This window comes from Streptomyces kunmingensis (genome assembly GCF_039533535.1).
Classification (GTDB): Bacteria; Actinomycetota; Actinomycetes; order Streptomycetales; family Streptomycetaceae; genus Streptomyces; species Streptomyces kunmingensis.
In genome coordinates this window covers 57,240-75,137 of sequence record NZ_BAAATS010000037.1, presented here as the reverse complement: position 1 = coordinate 75,137, position 17,898 = coordinate 57,240, and the positions used below count along the sequence as shown (strand labels likewise).

At 66.3% G+C, this 17,898-nt stretch carries 9 protein-coding genes and 1 pseudogene; 7 read left to right on the top strand and 3 right to left on the bottom strand.

Going from position 1 to position 17,898, the window contains the following annotated elements; translation table 11 throughout:
* Positions 1-1,104: 1,104 nt before the first annotated feature.
* The 5 genes and pseudogenes from ABD366_RS36755 to ABD366_RS36735 form a co-directional block, all read left to right on the top strand.
* Positions 1,105-2,625 carry a DNA primase family protein gene (locus ABD366_RS36755; RefSeq protein WP_324770642.1) on the top strand — a complete coding sequence of 507 codons (1,521 nt, stop codon included), beginning with the start codon at positions 1,105-1,107 and terminating at the stop codon, positions 2,623-2,625.
* A gap of 122 nt (positions 2,626-2,747) precedes the next feature.
* Positions 2,748-3,137: a DUF6009 family protein gene (locus tag ABD366_RS36750; RefSeq protein ID WP_324770643.1), complete on the top strand. Its 390-nt coding sequence runs from the start codon at positions 2,748-2,750 to the stop codon at positions 3,135-3,137.
* 121 nt (positions 3,138-3,258) lie between these two features.
* Positions 3,259-4,137 carry a helix-turn-helix domain-containing protein gene (locus tag ABD366_RS36745; RefSeq protein ID WP_344443233.1) on the top strand — a complete coding sequence of 293 codons (879 nt, stop codon included), beginning with the start codon at positions 3,259-3,261 and terminating at the stop codon, positions 4,135-4,137.
* Positions 4,138-4,245: 108 nt separating this feature from the next.
* Entirely contained in the window at positions 4,246-5,331 is a 1,086-nt protein-coding gene (locus ABD366_RS36740) for a uroporphyrinogen decarboxylase/cobalamine-independent methonine synthase family protein (protein ID WP_324770644.1), read from the top strand.
* 92 nt (positions 5,332-5,423) lie between these two features.
* Positions 5,424-5,795 (top strand): annotated as a pseudogene (locus tag ABD366_RS36735) (transposase); the annotation flags it as partial.
* Between the two features lie 242 nt (positions 5,796-6,037).
* Here the strand turns inward: ABD366_RS36735 and ABD366_RS36730 are convergent.
* Both ABD366_RS36730 and ABD366_RS36725 read right to left on the bottom strand, forming a co-directional pair.
* Positions 6,038-6,892, bottom strand: coding sequence for a hypothetical protein (locus ABD366_RS36730; RefSeq protein ID WP_324770646.1), 855 nt, complete (start codon positions 6,890-6,892; stop codon positions 6,038-6,040).
* A gap of 776 nt (positions 6,893-7,668) precedes the next feature.
* Positions 7,669-10,509: a hypothetical protein gene (locus tag ABD366_RS36725; protein ID WP_324770647.1), complete on the bottom strand. Its 2,841-nt coding sequence runs from the start codon at positions 10,507-10,509 to the stop codon at positions 7,669-7,671.
* Between the two features lie 358 nt (positions 10,510-10,867).
* On the opposite strand from ABD366_RS36725, the gene ABD366_RS36720 reads away from it, so the two are divergent.
* On the top strand, positions 10,868-12,070 hold the full coding sequence (locus ABD366_RS36720) for a S8 family serine peptidase (protein ID WP_324770648.1): 1,203 nt from the start codon (positions 10,868-10,870) through the stop codon (positions 12,068-12,070).
* Positions 12,071-12,162: 92 nt separating this feature from the next.
* Here ABD366_RS36720 and eccCa read toward each other — a convergent pair whose 3' ends face one another.
* Positions 12,163-16,155: a type VII secretion protein EccCa gene (gene eccCa, locus ABD366_RS36715; RefSeq protein ID WP_324770671.1), complete on the bottom strand. Its 3,993-nt coding sequence runs from the start codon at positions 16,153-16,155 to the stop codon at positions 12,163-12,165.
* A gap of 327 nt (positions 16,156-16,482) precedes the next feature.
* On the opposite strand from eccCa, the gene eccD reads away from it, so the two are divergent.
* Positions 16,483-17,880 carry a type VII secretion integral membrane protein EccD gene (eccD, locus tag ABD366_RS36710; RefSeq protein ID WP_324770649.1) on the top strand — a complete coding sequence of 466 codons (1,398 nt, stop codon included), beginning with the start codon at positions 16,483-16,485 and terminating at the stop codon, positions 17,878-17,880.
* Positions 17,881-17,898 lie beyond the last annotated feature (18 nt).

The window sequence follows — 17,898 nt, the reverse complement described above, 5'->3', positions numbered from 1 at the left end:
GCGGGGGTCGAGAGTTCGGGTGGGAGTTTGCCCTCTTGAAAGACTGAGGCGTCATGGAGAGATGTACATCTTGGGGCCCTTAGTCCGCTTTGCGTCAGGAGGTGATTCCGGGAGTGAAGTTGCGGCCACGGCCTGTCAGTCCTCGTGTGTTCCTACATCTACTTGCTGTCGAGTGCTCCGAGAATCCCCCTGGGAGGATCCCTTCGGGCCCTACTTTTCGTGTTATATGCGACATGCTGTGCCGTTGCTTTACATCTTCTTGGTGAAAACTTGGTGCTGTGGCGCTTGTCGCAGACGGTGGCGTCCGCAAAAAGTTCCGGCTCGTGCCCCTTGCAGGTTTTAGGCTTCTCAAAGAACGCGGTCCCTTGCGTCCCTTGACCGAAGGGGAATGGGGCCGTGTGTACTGTTCCTTTACGAATTCCAAGAACAGCCCCTGCTAGGAGTTTTCGTCGGATGTCATCCCCACACAGGCAGAGACGACAGGGAAAGAGCAGCAACGCAATATGTGTGATGGTGTCGTACCCGAGCAGCAACATGGTGCTGTCTCTTGCATCAGTCATGCCAGCGATCCATCGCGCTTCAGCAGCTACGGGTAGCCCACCGAGAAACCGGGGGCGGACAGTCGATGTTGCTTCCACCCGAATGGGAGTGGCCATCCGTAACCGGTGCTGCATGATGACCGAAGTCGCCTCGGACTGCTCATCCAGCCGATTGTGACCGCTGGGTCGCCCGCTGTGGAGTCATTGCACACAGGTGGCGTTCAAAGCCTGCCGCGATCACGCTCTCTGCCGATCTGTACCCCGCGCTATGAGACAGCGGTCCGCCGGCCCGTGTGGTGCCGCTGAGGGCTCATGGATGCGCACGGGATGCAGGTGGGACCACCTCCTGAGTGCGGACTGCCGCCTGACGCCGAATCCGAGGTGTGTGGCGCGGCTGGTCACGGACTCTGGTGGAGCAGTCGCGGAAACCAGGTGACCCGCGGTCTGCGTCCTGCCGCGCGGCGCTGTAAGCACGGCATTTCCCATGGCGGGCGCCGACAACGGATGCGCCGCCCTGGCCGGAGCAACTCCCATCCGTCCTCCCGCTCCACTTGAAGGAAGTGTCATGAGTCGCGACGACAGCACGGACCGCGGTGCCCGTGTCGGCACTCAGCGACCGCTGCCTCGCTCACGTACGAGTGCGAGCTCCGCCGTGGCTGCTGTTGATCAGCCGTGGCCCTCCGCCGGCGCTGACGTTCGTTGCTGGCCCGGTCCACTGCCGGGGTCGCTCACCGATCGAGGCAATGCAAGGCTGTTCGTCGATCTCAACCATGATCGTTTTCGTCATGCCGAGGGAGTCGGCTGGCTGGTCCGGGACGGCTATCGATGGAAGCGCGATGGTGCGGAGAAGGCTGCCCTGTGGGCCGCGGGTGAGATGGGGGAGAGGATGCCCGCCAGCGACACACATGGTTTCTTCAACGATCGGGAGCTGCAGCAGCACCGGAGGCGGACCCTGTCGACCTTCGGCATGAAGGCGCTCCTCGCTCATGCCGAGGCTTCCCCGGACCTGTCCGTCAGCCCCGATGCGCTCGACAGCGATGCATACGCTCTGTGCACGCCTGCCGGAGTCGTGGACCTCTCGACCGGTCGGATGCGCGCTGCTGATCCCGGCAAAGACCTGCACTCCCGCGCCACCAGCGTGGCTCCAGAAGTAATGGGGATTCCTCGATGGCACAGGTTCCTTTCCGATATCTTCGGAGAGGGCACCGACGGTAGAAATATGATCGATTTTTTACAGGTGCTGTTGGGGTACTCGATCACGGGTGATGTGGGGGCCCAGGTACTACCCTTTCTCTGTGGAGAGGGATACAACGGAAAATCTGTGCTGCTCGACACCATGATGCAGCTGTTCGGGGATTATGCGGACACCGCACCTTCTGGGTTCCTTATGGAACGCGGCGCGGCTTCTGAGAGTCTGTCCGATCTCGCGGAACTCCATGGGCGCCGTCTGATCGTATGCAGCGAGCCCAGGCGCGGTGAAAAGTTCGACGAGACGCGAGTCAACTTCCTCACCGGCGGGGACAGGATAAAGGCTCGTCGGATGCAGGAAAGTTTCTCTTTTGCCCCCACGCACCATCTGTGGATCATGGGTAATCAGCGCCCTGGAGTCGCCATCGGTGGGTCCTCCTTCTGGCGTCGTATCCGTCTGCTGCCCTTGGATCGTGTTGTTCCGGATGGTCGAAGGATAGACAATCTTGCCTTCGAGCTCGTCCGTGACGAAGGCCCTGGAATTCTTCAGTGGCTTGTCGAGGGGGCCGGCCGCTATCTCGCCACCCGAGGCAGCCTGGAAGGCCCCGACCGCGTGCGCCGTGCAAACACCGCATACTCCACCAGCGAGGAACACATCGCTCGTTTTATCGAGAACCGCTGCATTCGCGATACCGGAGCCGGCTTCGAACACCGTGTTGAGCAGAGTCTTCTCTATGCCGCTTACAGTTCCTGGTGCAGCGCGCAAGAGGGGATTGTTCCAGCGCGCCCTCGTGCCTTTGCCGTGCGGGTCCGACGAGAAGTAGGTCTGACATCGCCCGCAGAAATGATCAAGTCGAACGGGCGTAAATACTATCCGGGCATCGCGCTGTCGGAATGACTGTTTCCTCAATTTTACGACTCTCCATCATGCTCCCGGCGCGGGATCTTCATGGCGATGAATATGTTTCTCTCCCCGTCAAGGCGGGCGTTGATCGATAGAAGTTGCAGGAGGACCTGGCCATGAGTTCTTTGCTCACCGATGGTGACCTCTGTTACGAGGAGCGTGTGGTGTGGCTCGAAGATCTCGAGAACCTCGACTACGTCCGGCAGGCAATCGACAAAACAACCCGTCGTCGGAGCAGACCCGGCTATGCGCGGGACGGACGTATCGTCGGCTACGCCGAACTTGGTGATCAAGCGTCGGCGGATCCGGAGAGCGGCCTCTACCGACGCCGCGTCTTCTTCCTGCTGCCGCATGATCGCGACGCCCTCCCCGACGGGGTCTATCGCCGAGGGGCACCTGGAGAGGCCGTGGACCCCCGCACCGTCGACGTGCAGAAGACCGGTGGGAAGACAAGCAGATCCCAGGGTGGCGACATGGCCACAGCTGATGCTCCGGTGCGCAGCTGACCCGGCTGACCATGTCGATCTGCTCCTCTCGTCACCTCACCAGAACGGAGAACCAAGACGGACCTCCGTCTTTGTCCGCGAAGGCCGGCTCGACCCACTGACGGAAGATGAGTGACTTGCTGTGGTGCATCAGGAGGCAGTCCTGGGCCAGTTCCTACGGTCCCGACGGCAGGCAGCGAGGCCTGCTCCGGAGCAGCTGATCAGTTCCGGCGCCCGGCAGGTTCCCGGGTTGCGAAGAGAGGAGGTGGCCGCCAAGGCGGGCGTGAGTGTCGACTACTACACGCGGCTCGAACAGGGGCGCAAGAATGCTCCGTCGGAAGAGGTCCTCAGCGCGATTGCCCTGGCTCTGGGGATGAGTCTGGTCGAACGCCAGCATCTGTTCGATCTTGCCCGCGCCACTCGGCCGCTGCGACGGTCTTCGCCGGCTCAGTCGGCCCGGCCTGGATTGATGAATCTTATGGAGACCATCGGTGACATCCCGGCTGTGCTGCACGGTCGAGGAACAGACATTCTGGCTGTCAATGAGGCAGCCCGAGCGGTCATCGCGGACTTCTATGCCAAGCCGTCGCGCGAGCGTAATATCGCCCGTTGGTTCTTTCTCGACAAGGAATCTCGAATCTTCGAGGACTGGGAAAATGTGGCCGCCCATGTCGCAGGGATGCTGCGCCTGGATTTCGGCCGTCACCCCGGCGACCGCCGCCTGCAATCCCTGGTTGCCGAGCTCAACAGCCAGAGTTCGGACTTCCGGCGTTTATGGACCCTGCATTATGTAGCAGTCGACTTTCCCAGACGGAAGCTGATCAATCATCCTGCAGTGGGGTCCCTTCGGTTCGACATGGAAGAGGTGTCGCCCAAAGCTGACCGGGACCAGACTCTAGATATTTTCATGCCCCGGGATACACAGACGAAGAGTGCTGTTGCTCGTCTGCTGGCGTCACGTAGAACCGGTGCTGCCGAGACGGCGAGTCCCGCGCTCGCTCTCCCCGAGCAGTGGGAATGAGACCGAAAGAACTGTTGCGATATCACCGTTTCCGGGCGAGAGCGATTCTTCTGGGCCAGGTGCCATATGGCCCTTGTCGCACTAGAACTATGACTGAAGGAGACTCATATGGCCCGAGGAGTTCGAACAGGGAAGATACCCGACGGAGGCCCAGGAGGACTTGGCGGGATACATCTGCTCGGCAGCATCCCGCTGGCCGATTCCGCGGATGTTTTTCGTACCGCCGCACGGGAGGTCGGATCCTATGTGAAGAGGATTCCTGACGGGGAGACCGGCGACCGTGCGTCGTGGGGCAGTTGGCAGCGTAAGGCCTTTGCCGCCTCTCCGGCTTTCCAGCGCGTCGACGCCGCGGAATCGACGTATGGAGCGGGGGCCGAGTGGTACCGACCGCTGTCCCCCGACACCCTGGATGCCGCTGACTTCGCGGCGCTCGGGTACGCCCGCGAGGCTCTTCGCAGCTACGAAGTCATGCGAGAGCTCCGCTCCGCCCAAGAGGTGCCCGCGACAGCTCGTTTTCAGGTGAGTCTGCCCACGCCGACGGCGTCGATAGCGCTGACAGTGGAGCCGGAACACCGGGAGACCGTGGAGCCGGTGTATCGGCGAGCACTCCTGGGAGATCTACGGAGAATTCTGGACGAGATACCGCATGAGGATCTTGCGATCCAGTGGGACGTCGCAGTCGAGGTGGCTCTCCTCGAGTCCGAAGGCGCGGCCCTCGGAGGCTGGGCCGGTCCGAAGGCCGGGCTGTTCGACCAGATCATGTCGAGTCTCGTGGGCCTCGGCGACGCGGTCCCATCGGATGTGCAACTCGGATATCACCTCTGCTACGGCAACTCGAAGGGAAAGCGCTTCGTGGAGCCCAAGGACACCAGCCTGCTGGTCGAGATGGCCAACGCACTCACCGAACGTGTGGCACGGCCGATCGACTTTCTCCACATGCCTGTACCGCAGGACCGGACCGATCCGGAGTACTTCGCACCGCTTGCTGATCTGTCGTCAGGTGACGTGACCGATCTGTATCTGGGACTGGTCTACCTGGTGGACGGTGTGGAGGGGGCGCATCGACGTATACGTGCTGCCCGAACCGTCCGGGAGAATTTCGGTATCGCTACCGACTGTGGCTTAGGGCGTACAGAGCCTGCCGTCGTGAGAGACCTGCTGCAGTTGCACCGGCGGGTGCATGAACAGTACTGAGTTCTCGCAGAGCGGCAAGCCGATCGGCATCAGGACCGCGCACACGCGTTTCCCTCTGGTGGGCATCAGGGCAACTGTTGAAAGGGGTCGACGTGGGAGCACGGTTGGTCGAACGTATGGTCCCTGAGAGGTTGTGGCAGATGTTCCAGCGCATCGTGCCACCGGCCCCGGTACGTCCCCAGGGCGGAGGGCGACAGCGGTACAGCGACCGTGAGGTACTGGCCGCAATCGTGTTCGTGGCCACGTCGGACTGCACGTGGAACCACTTGCCACCGGGTTTCGGGCCGTCAGGTGTGACCGCCTTCAGGCGATTCACGGAGTGGTCGGAGGCCAGAGTATGGGCGAGGCTTCAGAATCTGGTCTCCGAGATGTCCACCAGCGACGCCGAGCAGGCCTGGGTGCGGTCAGCCGTCTACGCGGTCTCCGTCCGCGCCCTGGAAAAGACACCCGGACCACCCTCCCCCCACCCCGGTCAGGGCGCCAAGTCCCCAGGACCGGTCAACGGTAGTGCTTCATCCGGTGGGCGGTACATGCACTGAGGGCGTCATTCGAGTGGCCCGGATCCTCCCGTCGAGCAGTCGAGATCGAACCCATGTGTCGAAGGACGCATGGGTCCCGTCACGGACTCGTTTGTCGTGCGACCCATGGCGACCCATGGCGCCCCCGTCAGGCCCTCCTCCGTTTCGTGAGGAGGGCCCAGCCATGTTCAGTGTTGTGTGCCGGCCGACCAGAGAACTGTGCCGTCGGGCACCGAGACAGTGACGTTCCCGTTCCTGTGTATCACCAGCTGCGCGCCGTCATGCCCCTTGGTCCTACTCGACCAGGCTCGTCGGCCGTCTTGCGTACGTACTATGAGGTTGCCATTCGAGCTGAAGACGGCCTTGTACCCTTCGCCGGCCGTGTGCGAAGCCCACCGGATGACACCGTTCTCATCGGATATCACCAGATTTCCGGTGTGACTCATCTTGATGCGCATGCGGTTGGACGCCACCGACTCGCCGGGGTGGAGGACCGTTCCACCGTCAACAGTGAGTCGGCTCCACTGCGCGTTCTTCCGCTCGGCCGCCCCGTCGTCCCTCCGCGTCGACTCTGCTTCGGGCTTGTCTGATGCGGAGTCACCGTCCTTGGTCCCGGCGTCTGAGCCGGACGTGCCGGTATCACCCTCGGCCGTATTCTCCGTCTCACTCGACGTGCGCCGGGAGGCCGTCTTCGCCGCGCCGGTGCTCGTGTCGAGCGCATGCGCCGTGGTCTTCGGCGCATCGGAGGCATCCGGGTCGACAGCGCTCTTCGAACGCGCGACGGTTGCCTCGGGCGAGTCGTCCGAGGGTTGCTGGTCACCGGTGGAGTGTCCGGCCAGGAGGGTCTTGGGCCCCGTACCGCTGGTGAGCGGGGACTCGTCAGAAGCTGCTGTCGCGGAACCCGGTGTCCGGTCACGGGAGTCGTGACCGCGGCCGGACACGTCGGGATCGGAAGGCACCCGCGGTCCGATCAGTGCGGGACGCGTGGTCGAGGCGGTGCCGGCCGGGGAGTTGTCCCGGGTCGAAGAGGTCTTCCCCTTCACATGTTCCTTCGGGGGCGAAGGAGTGGCCGCGGGCTCGGGCACAACGGCTGCCCCGGCGTCATCTGCCGGATCCTGAAGAGGCATGGAACTGGCCGGACCGCCGGAGCCGTCCGTGTCTTGCGGGGCCGACGACGGTGCGGTCAGGGGAACGGCTTCACCGATGCTGCCGCCTTGGACCAAGGTCTCCCCTCGCGCCTGGAGGAAAGGCGCGGAGGCCAGGACCGCGCCCGCGACAGCGGTGGCGAGCAAGAGGGGACGGCCCGCCCGTGCGCCCAGCGTGGCCGTGGAGGACGGGGTCCTCGCACCGCCGGTGCGCAGGCCCGCGGCGACCTGGGCACCCGGCACGAAGGCACCGGCAGGGGCGTCTTCCCCCTCAGCGGCTGCCGAGGCACCGGGTGCCGGTGGGGTCGCCGTGCGACCGCTGCGAAAGAGGTTCCCCGGCGACCTTCCACCACTGCTCGTTTCCTGGGCCGCGGCCGCGATGGGCGAGCCCGTACCGGCCGTTGAGGCCGGCATCGCAGCGGTGTGGTCACCTTCGCCGACGAACGAGGCCGGGACTCTGCCTTCGGAGGGGAGCGCGATGGCGCGGTGAATGGTCTGCTGCGCGGGTGCGGTGGTGGCGGCCTCATGACCGGGCAGTGCGCCCGAAGGCGCCTGAGCATGCCGTGGCATCGGTACTCCTATGTAGGGGGATAACTGTGACGAGGGCGCGGTGGTCCCGGCTCAGGCCGTCGGCCGGCGGAGCGCGGAGGCCGGGATGCGCCCAGGCGCGGCTGCTACGCCGATGAAGTGTCCGGGGAGAGGAGGCCAAGGGCTCCGGCGCAGCGGGAGGGGAAGGTGAGACCGGGGACCGCGGTCGAGGGCTGGTCGGCGAAGGCATTCAGACGATTCAGGACCTGCTGGTCGGTGTCGTCGAGCACACCCGGTATCGAGATGGGCGCGCTGTCCATGATCTCGCGCAACAGGATCACCTTCGATCCGGCACGTTCCCGCACCGCCAGAACGCGGAGCCGGGTGGCGGGGCCGAAGACGATCTCCTCGGCTGAAGCCGCTTGCTCCTCGCCCGTGAGCGACCCTGTCCTTCGCCCCGTCACTGATGCGATGAGGTAGTGGTCCTGAGGGACGGGGACGTAGCCCCCGGCCAGGGCCAGAGCACTGATCGCTGTCGCTTCGCCCAACTCCTCGCCCGGCAGGAGCAGGTCAGCGCCCTCTCCGAGCATGCCGCCGGACCTGATGGCCGTACCCCGGTACGACGGAAGGCACCGTAGTCCGGAAGCCAGGCAGGACAGGAAGGCGAGGGTGCCAGGGTCTCGTCGTTCGAGGCCGGCGTCGGTCGACAGGCCCATGTCGCCCTCGAGGTAGGCATGAACGGCCGTGAGGTCTTCGGCGAGTTCATCGACCGCATGACCGATACGCAGGCCCGGCAGCCTTGTCAGGGTGCGCTGAACGGCACCGAGGTGCCGGTCCCAGTGGGAACCGAGATGCTCGCGCAGAGCCTTTCGTTGGGCGGCGGAACTGACGTGGGTCGGCCGGATGGGTGCGTAGAGGATCTCCCTGTAGGTCATAGGTGTCGAGGGCGCCGGGGGAGGAGTTGACCCGGACAGGTCTGTCTGCGATGAAGTGGGCTCCGGAGTAGGTGCTTCGGTGGGCGGTGTCTCGGGGAGCGTGTGGTGAGGCGAGGTCTCCGTGACATGGGCCGCGTCAGGCACCGTCGGAACGCCTCCAGGTGAGGGCGACTGGTAGGCCTTCCCGTGTTCGGTGCCGTGTTCGGTGCCGTGATCGTCGTCATCGTGAGATAGCGGATCATGTTCTGCGCCTGCGCCGCGGGAGTTGCCTGAAGGGGGACTGGCCGGGGGTCGGCCCAGTTGTGGCGAAGCACTCGCAGTCGTCGTACTCACCTGGGCGGATGCACCGGACTCCGCTACGGCCGGAGTCGGTGGCAGCCCGGCTGGTGCCCTGTAGATGCTCTCCTGCGGACCGGAGAAGGGATGTGGCGTCTGCCAGGACGATGCGTCGACCGTGCCGGCGGAGGACGTGCTCATGGTGATGTCGAAGTTCGACGACGGCAGGACCGGAGGGGCGGAGGGGGTGGGGTCCGTGGCGGGAATGTCCACGGATGCCGGAGCGGCGGGCGAGGGAGGTGCGGCAGGCGGCTCCGAGGAAGCAGCCTCAGCCGGCTGTTCCAGCCGGATGCCGGCAGCGGGTGCCGAGGGTGTCACCACGGTGTCCTGTGTGTCCGAACGCCAACCGTTCGGCGCGAGTACGAGCCCGTGCCGCACCGCGAGGCGGCGCAGCATTCTGAGCCCTTCCGCGCTGGTGGTGCCATGGACCTGGATCATGGCGCGATCGCGGACGTCCTGCTCCAGCCCGCCGAACAGCTGGTCCAGCATGGGCCACAAGGAGTCGTCCAGTGAGCGGCCGGAAACTCCGAGGTCGATGGCCACGACCGCCGTGTCGATGCGACGTTCGGACATCGAGACCGGTTTCCCTCGGGGGCCGATCCACATGCCCGCCCGGGTCAGTGTGACCTGCCAGCGCTTGTCGAGGACTAGCACACCAGGCTCGGAACTCTCGGCAGAGCCGATCTCCGGCAGGCGCCAGGAGCCCAGTCGCGGAGCGGGCGGGGGCCCGCTCTCGGCAGGTGCGCAGGTGACGGTCTGTACGTACGGTCGCCAGGAGGCCGTGCCGTTCGCGTCGAAAATCAGCACACGGTGAGCAGGACTGTCCGGCGAGTCCGCTGTCACCACGACCGGCAGACCGCTCCCTACTTGGACCTCCAGGCCCAGTGCGTCGGCCACTTCCTGGCCCGTGTCGAGCAGGTCGCGGCCGTCGCCGGGCAGCAGACGCAGAGTGCCGCGGATATGCCGGGGGAGCGCGGTGATGACACCGGCCAGCGCGTCGGCGTCGACGGGTGGCGAGCCGGGGGAGCCGACGAGCAGGACGGGGTGGGCGGGATCGGCCGGTACCGCGTAGCGCAGGGCATCGATTCCCTCGGAGCGAGTCTCCTTGGGGTGCATGAGGAGTCCGGCCGGTATCTGCTGAACGAAGTGGTTCTCCGCGATGTCCTCGTTGACACGATCGAGTGCCGCGTCCCAGTCGGGAGTGGGCCACCGCGCGCCGAGCCGGCGCGGGACCAGACCGGGGGAGAACCGCCACCAGCCCCCGGGGGCATCGGGATCGTCGGGGGAGAAGAGAGAGCCGCCGGGGACGATCACGGCGGCGCCACTGGGTGCCACCACGTCCACTCCCCAGGCCGCGGACAACGTCTGGGCGGGTGCGGGCCGCTCCGCCCGGGCCTTGGCACCCGCCGACATGGCCAGACGTATCTCGGAGGTTCCCGCATGCCGGAGTGGGTCGCGTATCTGGTCCAACACCGCGGTGAAAGCGTCGAGTTCGCCGTCGGTGACCAGGGTGTCGACGAGGACGGTCGTGCCTTCCGCGGGCTCGGTGCGCAGCGATGCGATGATGTCCGCGGGAAACGCGTGAGGTGTCCCCGTGCGGTGCACGATGAAGACGCCGTCGCCGCCTGACAGGGTGAGAGCTCCTGTGCTACCCGTCTCCGAGCGCCTGCCCGCGGTGCCGAGCCTGCCGCGCGCGAGGACTGATCTGCGGTTCACCGGGTGTTCCGTATCATGCGGTCCTCAACTTGCCTTCACTTGCTGGTGGCTGACCTCGCGGTCGGACTGGGCGGTCGACGTCGAGCGCCGGTGATGACCACCGCGGGACGAACAAGAACGGTCGCAACGAGGCCCCGCCGTCGCTTGTGTCGCGTCCTGCCGACCATGGGACGGTACAGCGGCTGACACCGACCGCCCGTTGAACAATTGAGTCTAGTTTGTCGTCCGAGAGGGCGATCTGTTGTTGTCAGTCTCCGCGCGAGGTCGGAAATCAGAGTGAGCGACCACTATGCGCCAAATATCCTGATCGTCGAGACATGGGTGTGAAATGACAAAGACCGGGCCAACGTCAGGCCATGTGGACAAGCAAGGCGTCCGAACCAGCTACCGGGCGTGTGTCCTGGGGCTGGTCCTGGTGTTCTCCGGGGCCGCCGTACCGGTCGCCGCGGCTCCGATGCCCTCGCCCTCACCGTCCGCAAGCAAGGTGCAGCTGCCAGTCGTTCCGGCCCGGCTCGGCACGGCGTCCGACCAGTGCACGAAGGCATCGGCCACGGTGATGAAGTCAGTGCCCTGGGCGCAGCGGTGGCTGGGGCTGAGCGGGATCTCCCGGTTCACGGACGGCGCCGGGACCGTCGTCGGTGTGGTGGACACCGGAGTGTCGGCGAAGGCCCCCGGCCTCAGCGGACGAGTGGCGGGCCCGGCGACGGACGACTGCGTGGGACACGGCACCTTCCTGGCGGGCACTGTCGCTGCCGCTCCCCAGAAGGGATCGGGGTATACCGGGGTGGCTCCTGGGGCGCGCATCCGCGCGGTCCGCGGTACAGACTCCACCGGCGTCCCCAGCGCGTCCTCGGTGGCCAAGGGCATCCGGGAGGCGGTGGACGGTGACGCCCAGGTGATCGTGGTGGCCGCGGCCCTGGAGAAGGGGAGCGGCGCACTCACCGCGGCGGTCGCCTACGCCCGAAAGCAGGACGTGGTGGTCATCGCTCCGGCCGTCCCGGACGCTTCGGCGACAGCCTCCGACAGTTCCGCCTCCCCGCCCACGTCGTTCTGGCCGGCTGCTGACGACGGTGTGGTGTCGGTCCTCGACATCGACATCGACGGTCAGCGGCCCGACGGAGAACGTGTCCCCGATCGGGCGGACCTGGCGGCCCCCGGGCAAGGAGTGACCGGCATCGGTCCTGTCGGCAAGGGGCACTACCTCGGCAACGGGCCTTCGGTGGCGGCGGCCATCGTCGCGGGGGCCGCCGCGTTGGTACGGGCGTACCGACCGGAACTGTCGGCTGAGGAAGTGGTTCAGCGCCTGCGCAGTACGAGTTACCCCGCCGATGTGCCCGAGATCGATGTGTACGGCGCGCTGACCGGGGTCGCGTCCACCGACCGCCCGACGAGCGGTACGGACACCGACCATGCCTTCACGCCGCTCGCGGTCGTGCACGAAGGTCCAGCGATGGTCCGCTCGCTTGTGCTCATGGGTGGCTGTGTGCTGTTCGGCCTCGCGGTGTGGAGCGGAACTGTACTTGTGCGGCGCTCCCGTTCCAACGCGAAACCCGGACTGTGAGACCCACCCCGTTTGGCGCCCCGGACCGAAGAAGGGGCACCAAACGGGCTTTTCGCATCGTTGGACCGATGGGTGGAGCCGGACGGCGGGGCCTACTGCATCTGCTCAGCTGTCTTCTCGGCAACGGCGGTCTGCATCTGCACCGTGCCGCGGCGTGTGACGTACATGCCGCGACCGGGAGGCAGTGTGCGTGGCTTGACGTTGCCGAAGAGGTAGCCCTCCGACGGCGGGCAGGACATCAACAGCCCCGGAGCGTTCACCTCCAGCAGACGACGGATCAGCGGATCGTTCATACCTCGAAGTCCTCCTGCCGCGGCTCGCGCGACGACCATGTGCAGACCGAGTTCGTACCCCAGAGGCAAGTGCTCCATCAAAGGCTCGAACGGTGTGGTCATGGGCCGGGCCATCAGGTCGTAGTCGTCGACGAGTACGAACAGGCGAGGCCCGGCCCACCAATCGGCCTTGCGCATGCGCGCGGGCGAGATGTCCGTGCCGGGAAGCCGTGTCTTGAAGGCTTTCGCGGTTCCCGCGAGGAGTTCGTCCAACTGGTCGACGGAGACGGCATGCCCGAGCCTGTACTCCTCGGGAACCGCGTCCACCAGCTCGCGCCGGTAGTCCACGACCAGGATCTTGGCCTCCTCCGGAGTGAAGTGCTCGACCACGTGCTGTGCGACCAGGCGCAGCAGATTGGTCTTGCCTGACTCGGTGTCGCCGAAGAGAACCAGGTGGGGTGTCTGCGACAAGTCCTGCCAGGCGGTGGCCAGCTCTGTCTCCTCCACACCCAGAGGCAGCATGAACGGGCGGTCCTCCTGTGCGGTCGGCAGCTCCCGTGCGTCGAGGAACGTCGGCAGCATGCGTACGGGAGGCGCCACGGGGCCCGTCCAGCTCTCCGCCACCGCGGAGACCAGTTCGGCGACTCCTTCGGCGAGACTGTCGGTGTTCTCCACACTGTCGATGCGTGGCAGCGCCGTCATGAAGTGCAGCTTCGAGTCCGGTGTCAGACCGCGGCCGGGGTGTCGGGGCACGCTCTGGGCGCGACGGATGTCGACCATGGAATCCATGGCATCTCCCATCCGCAGCTCCAGTTTCGTCGCGGATTGATCCCGCACGGCGGCCGAGAAATCGACCCAGCGCGTCGCTGTGGTGATCAAGTGGATGCCGTAATTCAGCCCGCGCGTCGCCAGTTGGTTGAACGTGGCTATGTCGTCCTGGAAATCCTGTCGGACGGTCGACCAGCCATCGACGACCAGGAAGACGTCGCCATGCTCCTCAGCGGGGAACTCGCCCGCGGCCCTGCGACGACGGAGGGTCGCCATGGAGTCGATTTCGTGTTCGAGGAAGAGGCGCTCCCGGCGGGCGAGCAGTGAGGTGACCTCGGCCAGCGTACGGCTGACGCGTTCCGTGTCCATGCTGCTGGCGACGGAGCCGACGTGCGGCAGACCGCGCAGACTCGACAGCGCCCCCCCACCGAAGTCCAGGCAGTAGAACTGCACCTCACGCGGGGTGTGTGTCAGCGCGACGGCGGCGATCACATCGCGCACCAAGGTGGACTTGCCGCTCTGCGGGCCTCCAGCGATCGCGAGGTGACCGCCCGAACCCGACAGGTCGATCATCAACAGATCGCGCTTCTGCTCGAAGGGCCGGTCGATCACACCGACGGGCACCTTGAGCGAGCCGCGCTCCGACCACCCGACCGTGGTCAGGCCGTGGAGCGGGTGAGGCGACAGCGGGGGCAACAGCCGGTCGAGCGTGGGTGGTTCCGCCAACGGCGGTAGCCACACCTGGTGGGCCGGCGGTCCCGACTCCTTGAGCCGATCGATCGCCACCGACAGCAGTGCGGCACCGCCGTCCCCGTCCTGACCCGCGGAGACCGCGGGCTCCTCGGCCTCCGCCGCCGGGGCGATGGTCCTGGCCGCGACCCATTCGCCCGTCCAGGGCACGACCTGGCTGGCCACCCGTGCCTGTGTCATGTTCTCCGTACGATGCCGGTAGGTGCCGGATACGTAGGCGGCACGGAACCGCGTCAGGGGTTCGATACCGCTCTTGAGGAAGCCGGCGCCCGGTTGTGACGGCAGCTCATAGGCGTCAGGAACGCCAAGAACACCTCGGCTCTCCATCGCGGAGAACGTGCGCAGGCCGATCCGGTACGACAGATGGCTCTCCAACTGGTTCATCCGGCCCTCGTCGAGACGCTGCGAGGCCAGCAGCAGATGCACACCGAGCGAGCGACCGAGTCGGCCGATCATCACGAAGAGATCCATGAATTCACGGTGCGCGGAGAGCAGCTCGCTGAACTCGTCGACGACGATGAACAGGCTCGGCAGCGGCGACAACGGCACTCCGGTCGCACGGGCCTTCTCGTAGTCGAGGGCGGAGGAGAAGTTGCCCGCGGCCCGAAGCAGTTCCTGCCTGCGGATCAGCTCACCGTGCAGGGCATCCTGCATGCGGCCCACCAGTGTGGCCTCGTCAGCCAGGTTGGTGATGACCGCCGAGGTGTGCGGGAGCTGGTCGAGACCGAGGAACGTCGCACCGCCCTTGAAGTCGACCAGTACGAAGTTCAGGGTCTCCGACGAGTGGGCCAGGGCCAGTCCCAGAACCAGGGTCCGCAGCAGCTCGCTCTTGCCGGACCCCGTGGCGCCGATCAGCATGCCGTGGGGACCCATGCCGTTCTCCGCGGACTCCTTGATGTCCAGATGCACCGGCCGACCGTCGGCACCGACCGCGATGGGAACACGCAGACGCTGGGCCGCGTTCCCCTGCCGCCGCTCCCAGTACGCCGCGGGATCGTGCCGGTGGAGATCAGGTATGCCCAGCAGCGTTGTCAGTTGGATGTCGGTCTGGAGCGGCTGCGCCGTCTCGGCCTTCGCACCTGTACGCATCGGAGCCAACAACGAGGCCAGCGACCTGGCGCTCGTGGCGCCGAGACGGTCGGCCCGGCCCAGCAGGGTCAAGGTCTCCCGGCGGTTGCGGTCTGTGCGCACCAGCTGCACCTCGCCGTCGACGACGCTCAGGCGCAGCGTCGTGCGACCCGGCCGCCACGGCAGTTCGCCCGAGAGATCGAGCACCACGGTGTTGCGCAGACCGCGCCGGACCAGCGCGTGATCGGAGGGCACCTGGCCACCGTCGACGACGATCACGGTATACGGCTCGTCCTGGCTCGCGACGGCGCCTGCCTCGAAGGGCGGCCGTTCGCTGAACTCCTCACTCAGCAGGTCCTCCAGCTCGCTGACAGAGGAGGCGATGAGGCGCGTGGGCCCCGCACCATCCTTGTCGTGCGGATGCAGGGCGTGCGGCAGCCATTTGCCCCAGTCCCACTCCGCACGCAGCTCGGAGTCGACGCAGAAGGCGATCACCATCTCCTGCGGTGAGTGCAGTACCGCCAGCTGCGACAGCATGGCCCGGACGAGATCCCGCACCTCACCCCTCTCGCCGCGCAGCAGCACACGCGCCCAGGTCGGCAGGAAAATGGCGATGGGCTGATCGGGCACCGTGGCGTACGCGTTGATGAATGCCCGCAACGCATGGGCCGTCAGCGGATCCACGTCCTCCACGGGCCGGGTCGAGGTGGCTGTCAGATGGAGGGCAAGCCGCTGCTCCCCTATCGCCAGCCGCACCTCACCGAAATCCTCGTCAGAGGTCCGGCGTTCCCACAATCGGCTCGAGCGGGCGATGGACCAGAGCATCGTGGGGGCCGGGTGCCGCCATGCGAGAGCCTGCTGTTGTTCGGAGACAGCGGATCTCACCTTCTGGCGTGCTCCGCCGAGATAGCGCAGATAATCGCGACGAGCGCCCTTGAGTTTCTGTTTGCGCTCAGCACCGGCACGCATCAGCTGGCCCACCAACATTGCCCCCATGGCGACGGCCATGATGCCGACGACGAGATACGTCATGGGTGACGACGAGGAACCAGAACGCGAATAGAGCAACACCATGGCGCCGGACATCAGAATCATCGGCAGGTATGTGAGTATCCCGGCGCCGCCCGCGGGCACGGATTCGGCCATCACGGGTGGCTCCTGCATCACCATCTCGCCGCTGGGCATCTCGGGCCCCCGGCGCCTGGCGGTTCTGCGGAAGAAAACCACGCTCAACGGAACGTCTCCTTCGAACTGCTGTGTAGGGTGAGGCACCGGTCGGAAGCAGAGCCGTGGAAGCAGTTGTGCTCAACACATGGCGCCGCGGTCAGTGACACATCTGTGCGCCGCCCGTGGAGCTGTCGCAAAGCGCGGCCGAGTACCTCTGATGAACTCGCATCGCTCGCCGCACTGCTCCAGCTGACTACCAGCGAAGCCCTGTCGCGGCAACGATCTTCGGCGGCCGAGGGATGCTGGCCGACCGTAGCACTTGGACCATTCCAGCATCGGATCCCTGGATCGGTCGGTTCCCACCCGACCGGGAAGGTTTCACCACTCATGAGCGAAAGCTCCGCGGCCGGGCTGTGCCGCCTCACGATACGGGCCCCGAGCAAGAGCCTTGATCTCGCCGTCCCGGCGGACATCCCGTTCGCCGACATGCTCCCGGTCATCGTCGAGCACGCGGGAGAGGACCTCAACGAAACGGGCATCGAGCACGGCGGGTGGATTCTGCAGCGCATCGGAGGCGACCCGCTCGACGGCGACGCCACCCCCGACGCGCTGGACCTGCGTGACGGCGAAATGCTCTTGCTGCGCCCGGGGACAGAGGCACTGCCCTCCATCCGCTACGACAACCTTGTCGACGCCGTATCGACCACCATGCGGCAGCTGCCGCACGCCTGGGACCCCGGGGTCAGCCGCTGGGTACTGCGCGCTGCCGCCGCCGTCTGCCTTCTGGGCTGCCTGATCATGTTGGCGCTCCCCGGAGACCGCGCGCCGCGTATCGCTGTGTCGGTCGGCGCGACGCTGATCGTGCTGGCCGCCGCAGGTGCCGCGGGCCGCGTTCTGGGGGACCGGACCGGTGCGGTGCTGCTCGGTCTGTTCAGCTCCTGCTTCCTGGCTCTCGGCGGGGTGTTGGTCGTCGGAGATCCCTTGGTCGCACCCCACACGCACCGCACGGCGGGAGCCGAGCTCCTCGCCGGCTCCGTCGCGGGCGCCATCGGTACGGCACTCGCACTCACCGTCGTCGCGACATTCTCGGTCGTCTTCACCACGATGGGGCTGGCATTCGCCGCCTCCGCTGTCGGCGGGGCGCTGATGATCGCCCTCGACCGGCCCTTCTCCGCCGCGGCCGCCGGTGTGGTGGCGGTCTCCATGATCTTCAGCGCCTTCGTGCCGATGCTCTCCTTCAAGCTGGCCGGGCTCAAACTCCCGCCGCTGCCGACCAACGCCGAACAGCTGCAAGAGGGCATCGAACCGCACTCGACCGAAGAGATATCCGAACGAGCGCGGGCGACCGACCACTGGATGAGCGGGCTGTACACCGCGGTAGGGATCGCCTGCGTCGCGTCACTGATCGGTATGGCGCGCGACCCGGGCACACCCCAGAAGGTCACCTCCGGGCTACTGGTTCTGCTCCTGGTTCTGCACTGCCGCAACCACGGCACGGCCTGGCACCGGATCGCCCTGACCGCGCCCGCTGTGCTCGGCGCTGCCCTCGTCGTCGCCGAGATGACGGACGACCGCGGCCCGATCGCGCACTTGGCGGCAGCGGCCACGCTGTTGCTGTTCACCGTCGCGCTCACCCTCATCGCCTGGTCGGTGCCCGGCCGGCGCCTGCTGCCGCACTGGGGGCGAGCGGGCGACCTGCTGCAGTCGGCGACCGCGGTGGCCCTGCTGCCGATCATCCTGTGGACGCTCGGTGTCTACCAGGAGCTCCGCGCCGTCAACGGCTGAAGAGAAGGACGAGGCATA

What these genes read in the sequence shown, in the direction of transcription:
- ABD366_RS36750 (WP_324770643.1), top strand. Translation starts at nt 2,748, where the DNA reads ATGAGTTCTTTGCTCACCGATGGTGACCTCTGTTACGAGGAGCGTGTG.
- ABD366_RS36740 (WP_324770644.1), top strand. Translation starts at nt 4,246, where the DNA reads ATGGCCCGAGGAGTTCGAACAGGGAAGATACCCGACGGAGGCCCAGGA.
- eccD (WP_324770649.1), top strand. Translation starts at nt 16,483, where the DNA reads ATGAGCGAAAGCTCCGCGGCCGGGCTGTGCCGCCTCACGATACGGGCC.
- ABD366_RS36755 (WP_324770642.1), top strand. Translation starts at nt 1,105, where the DNA reads ATGAGTCGCGACGACAGCACGGACCGCGGTGCCCGTGTCGGCACTCAG.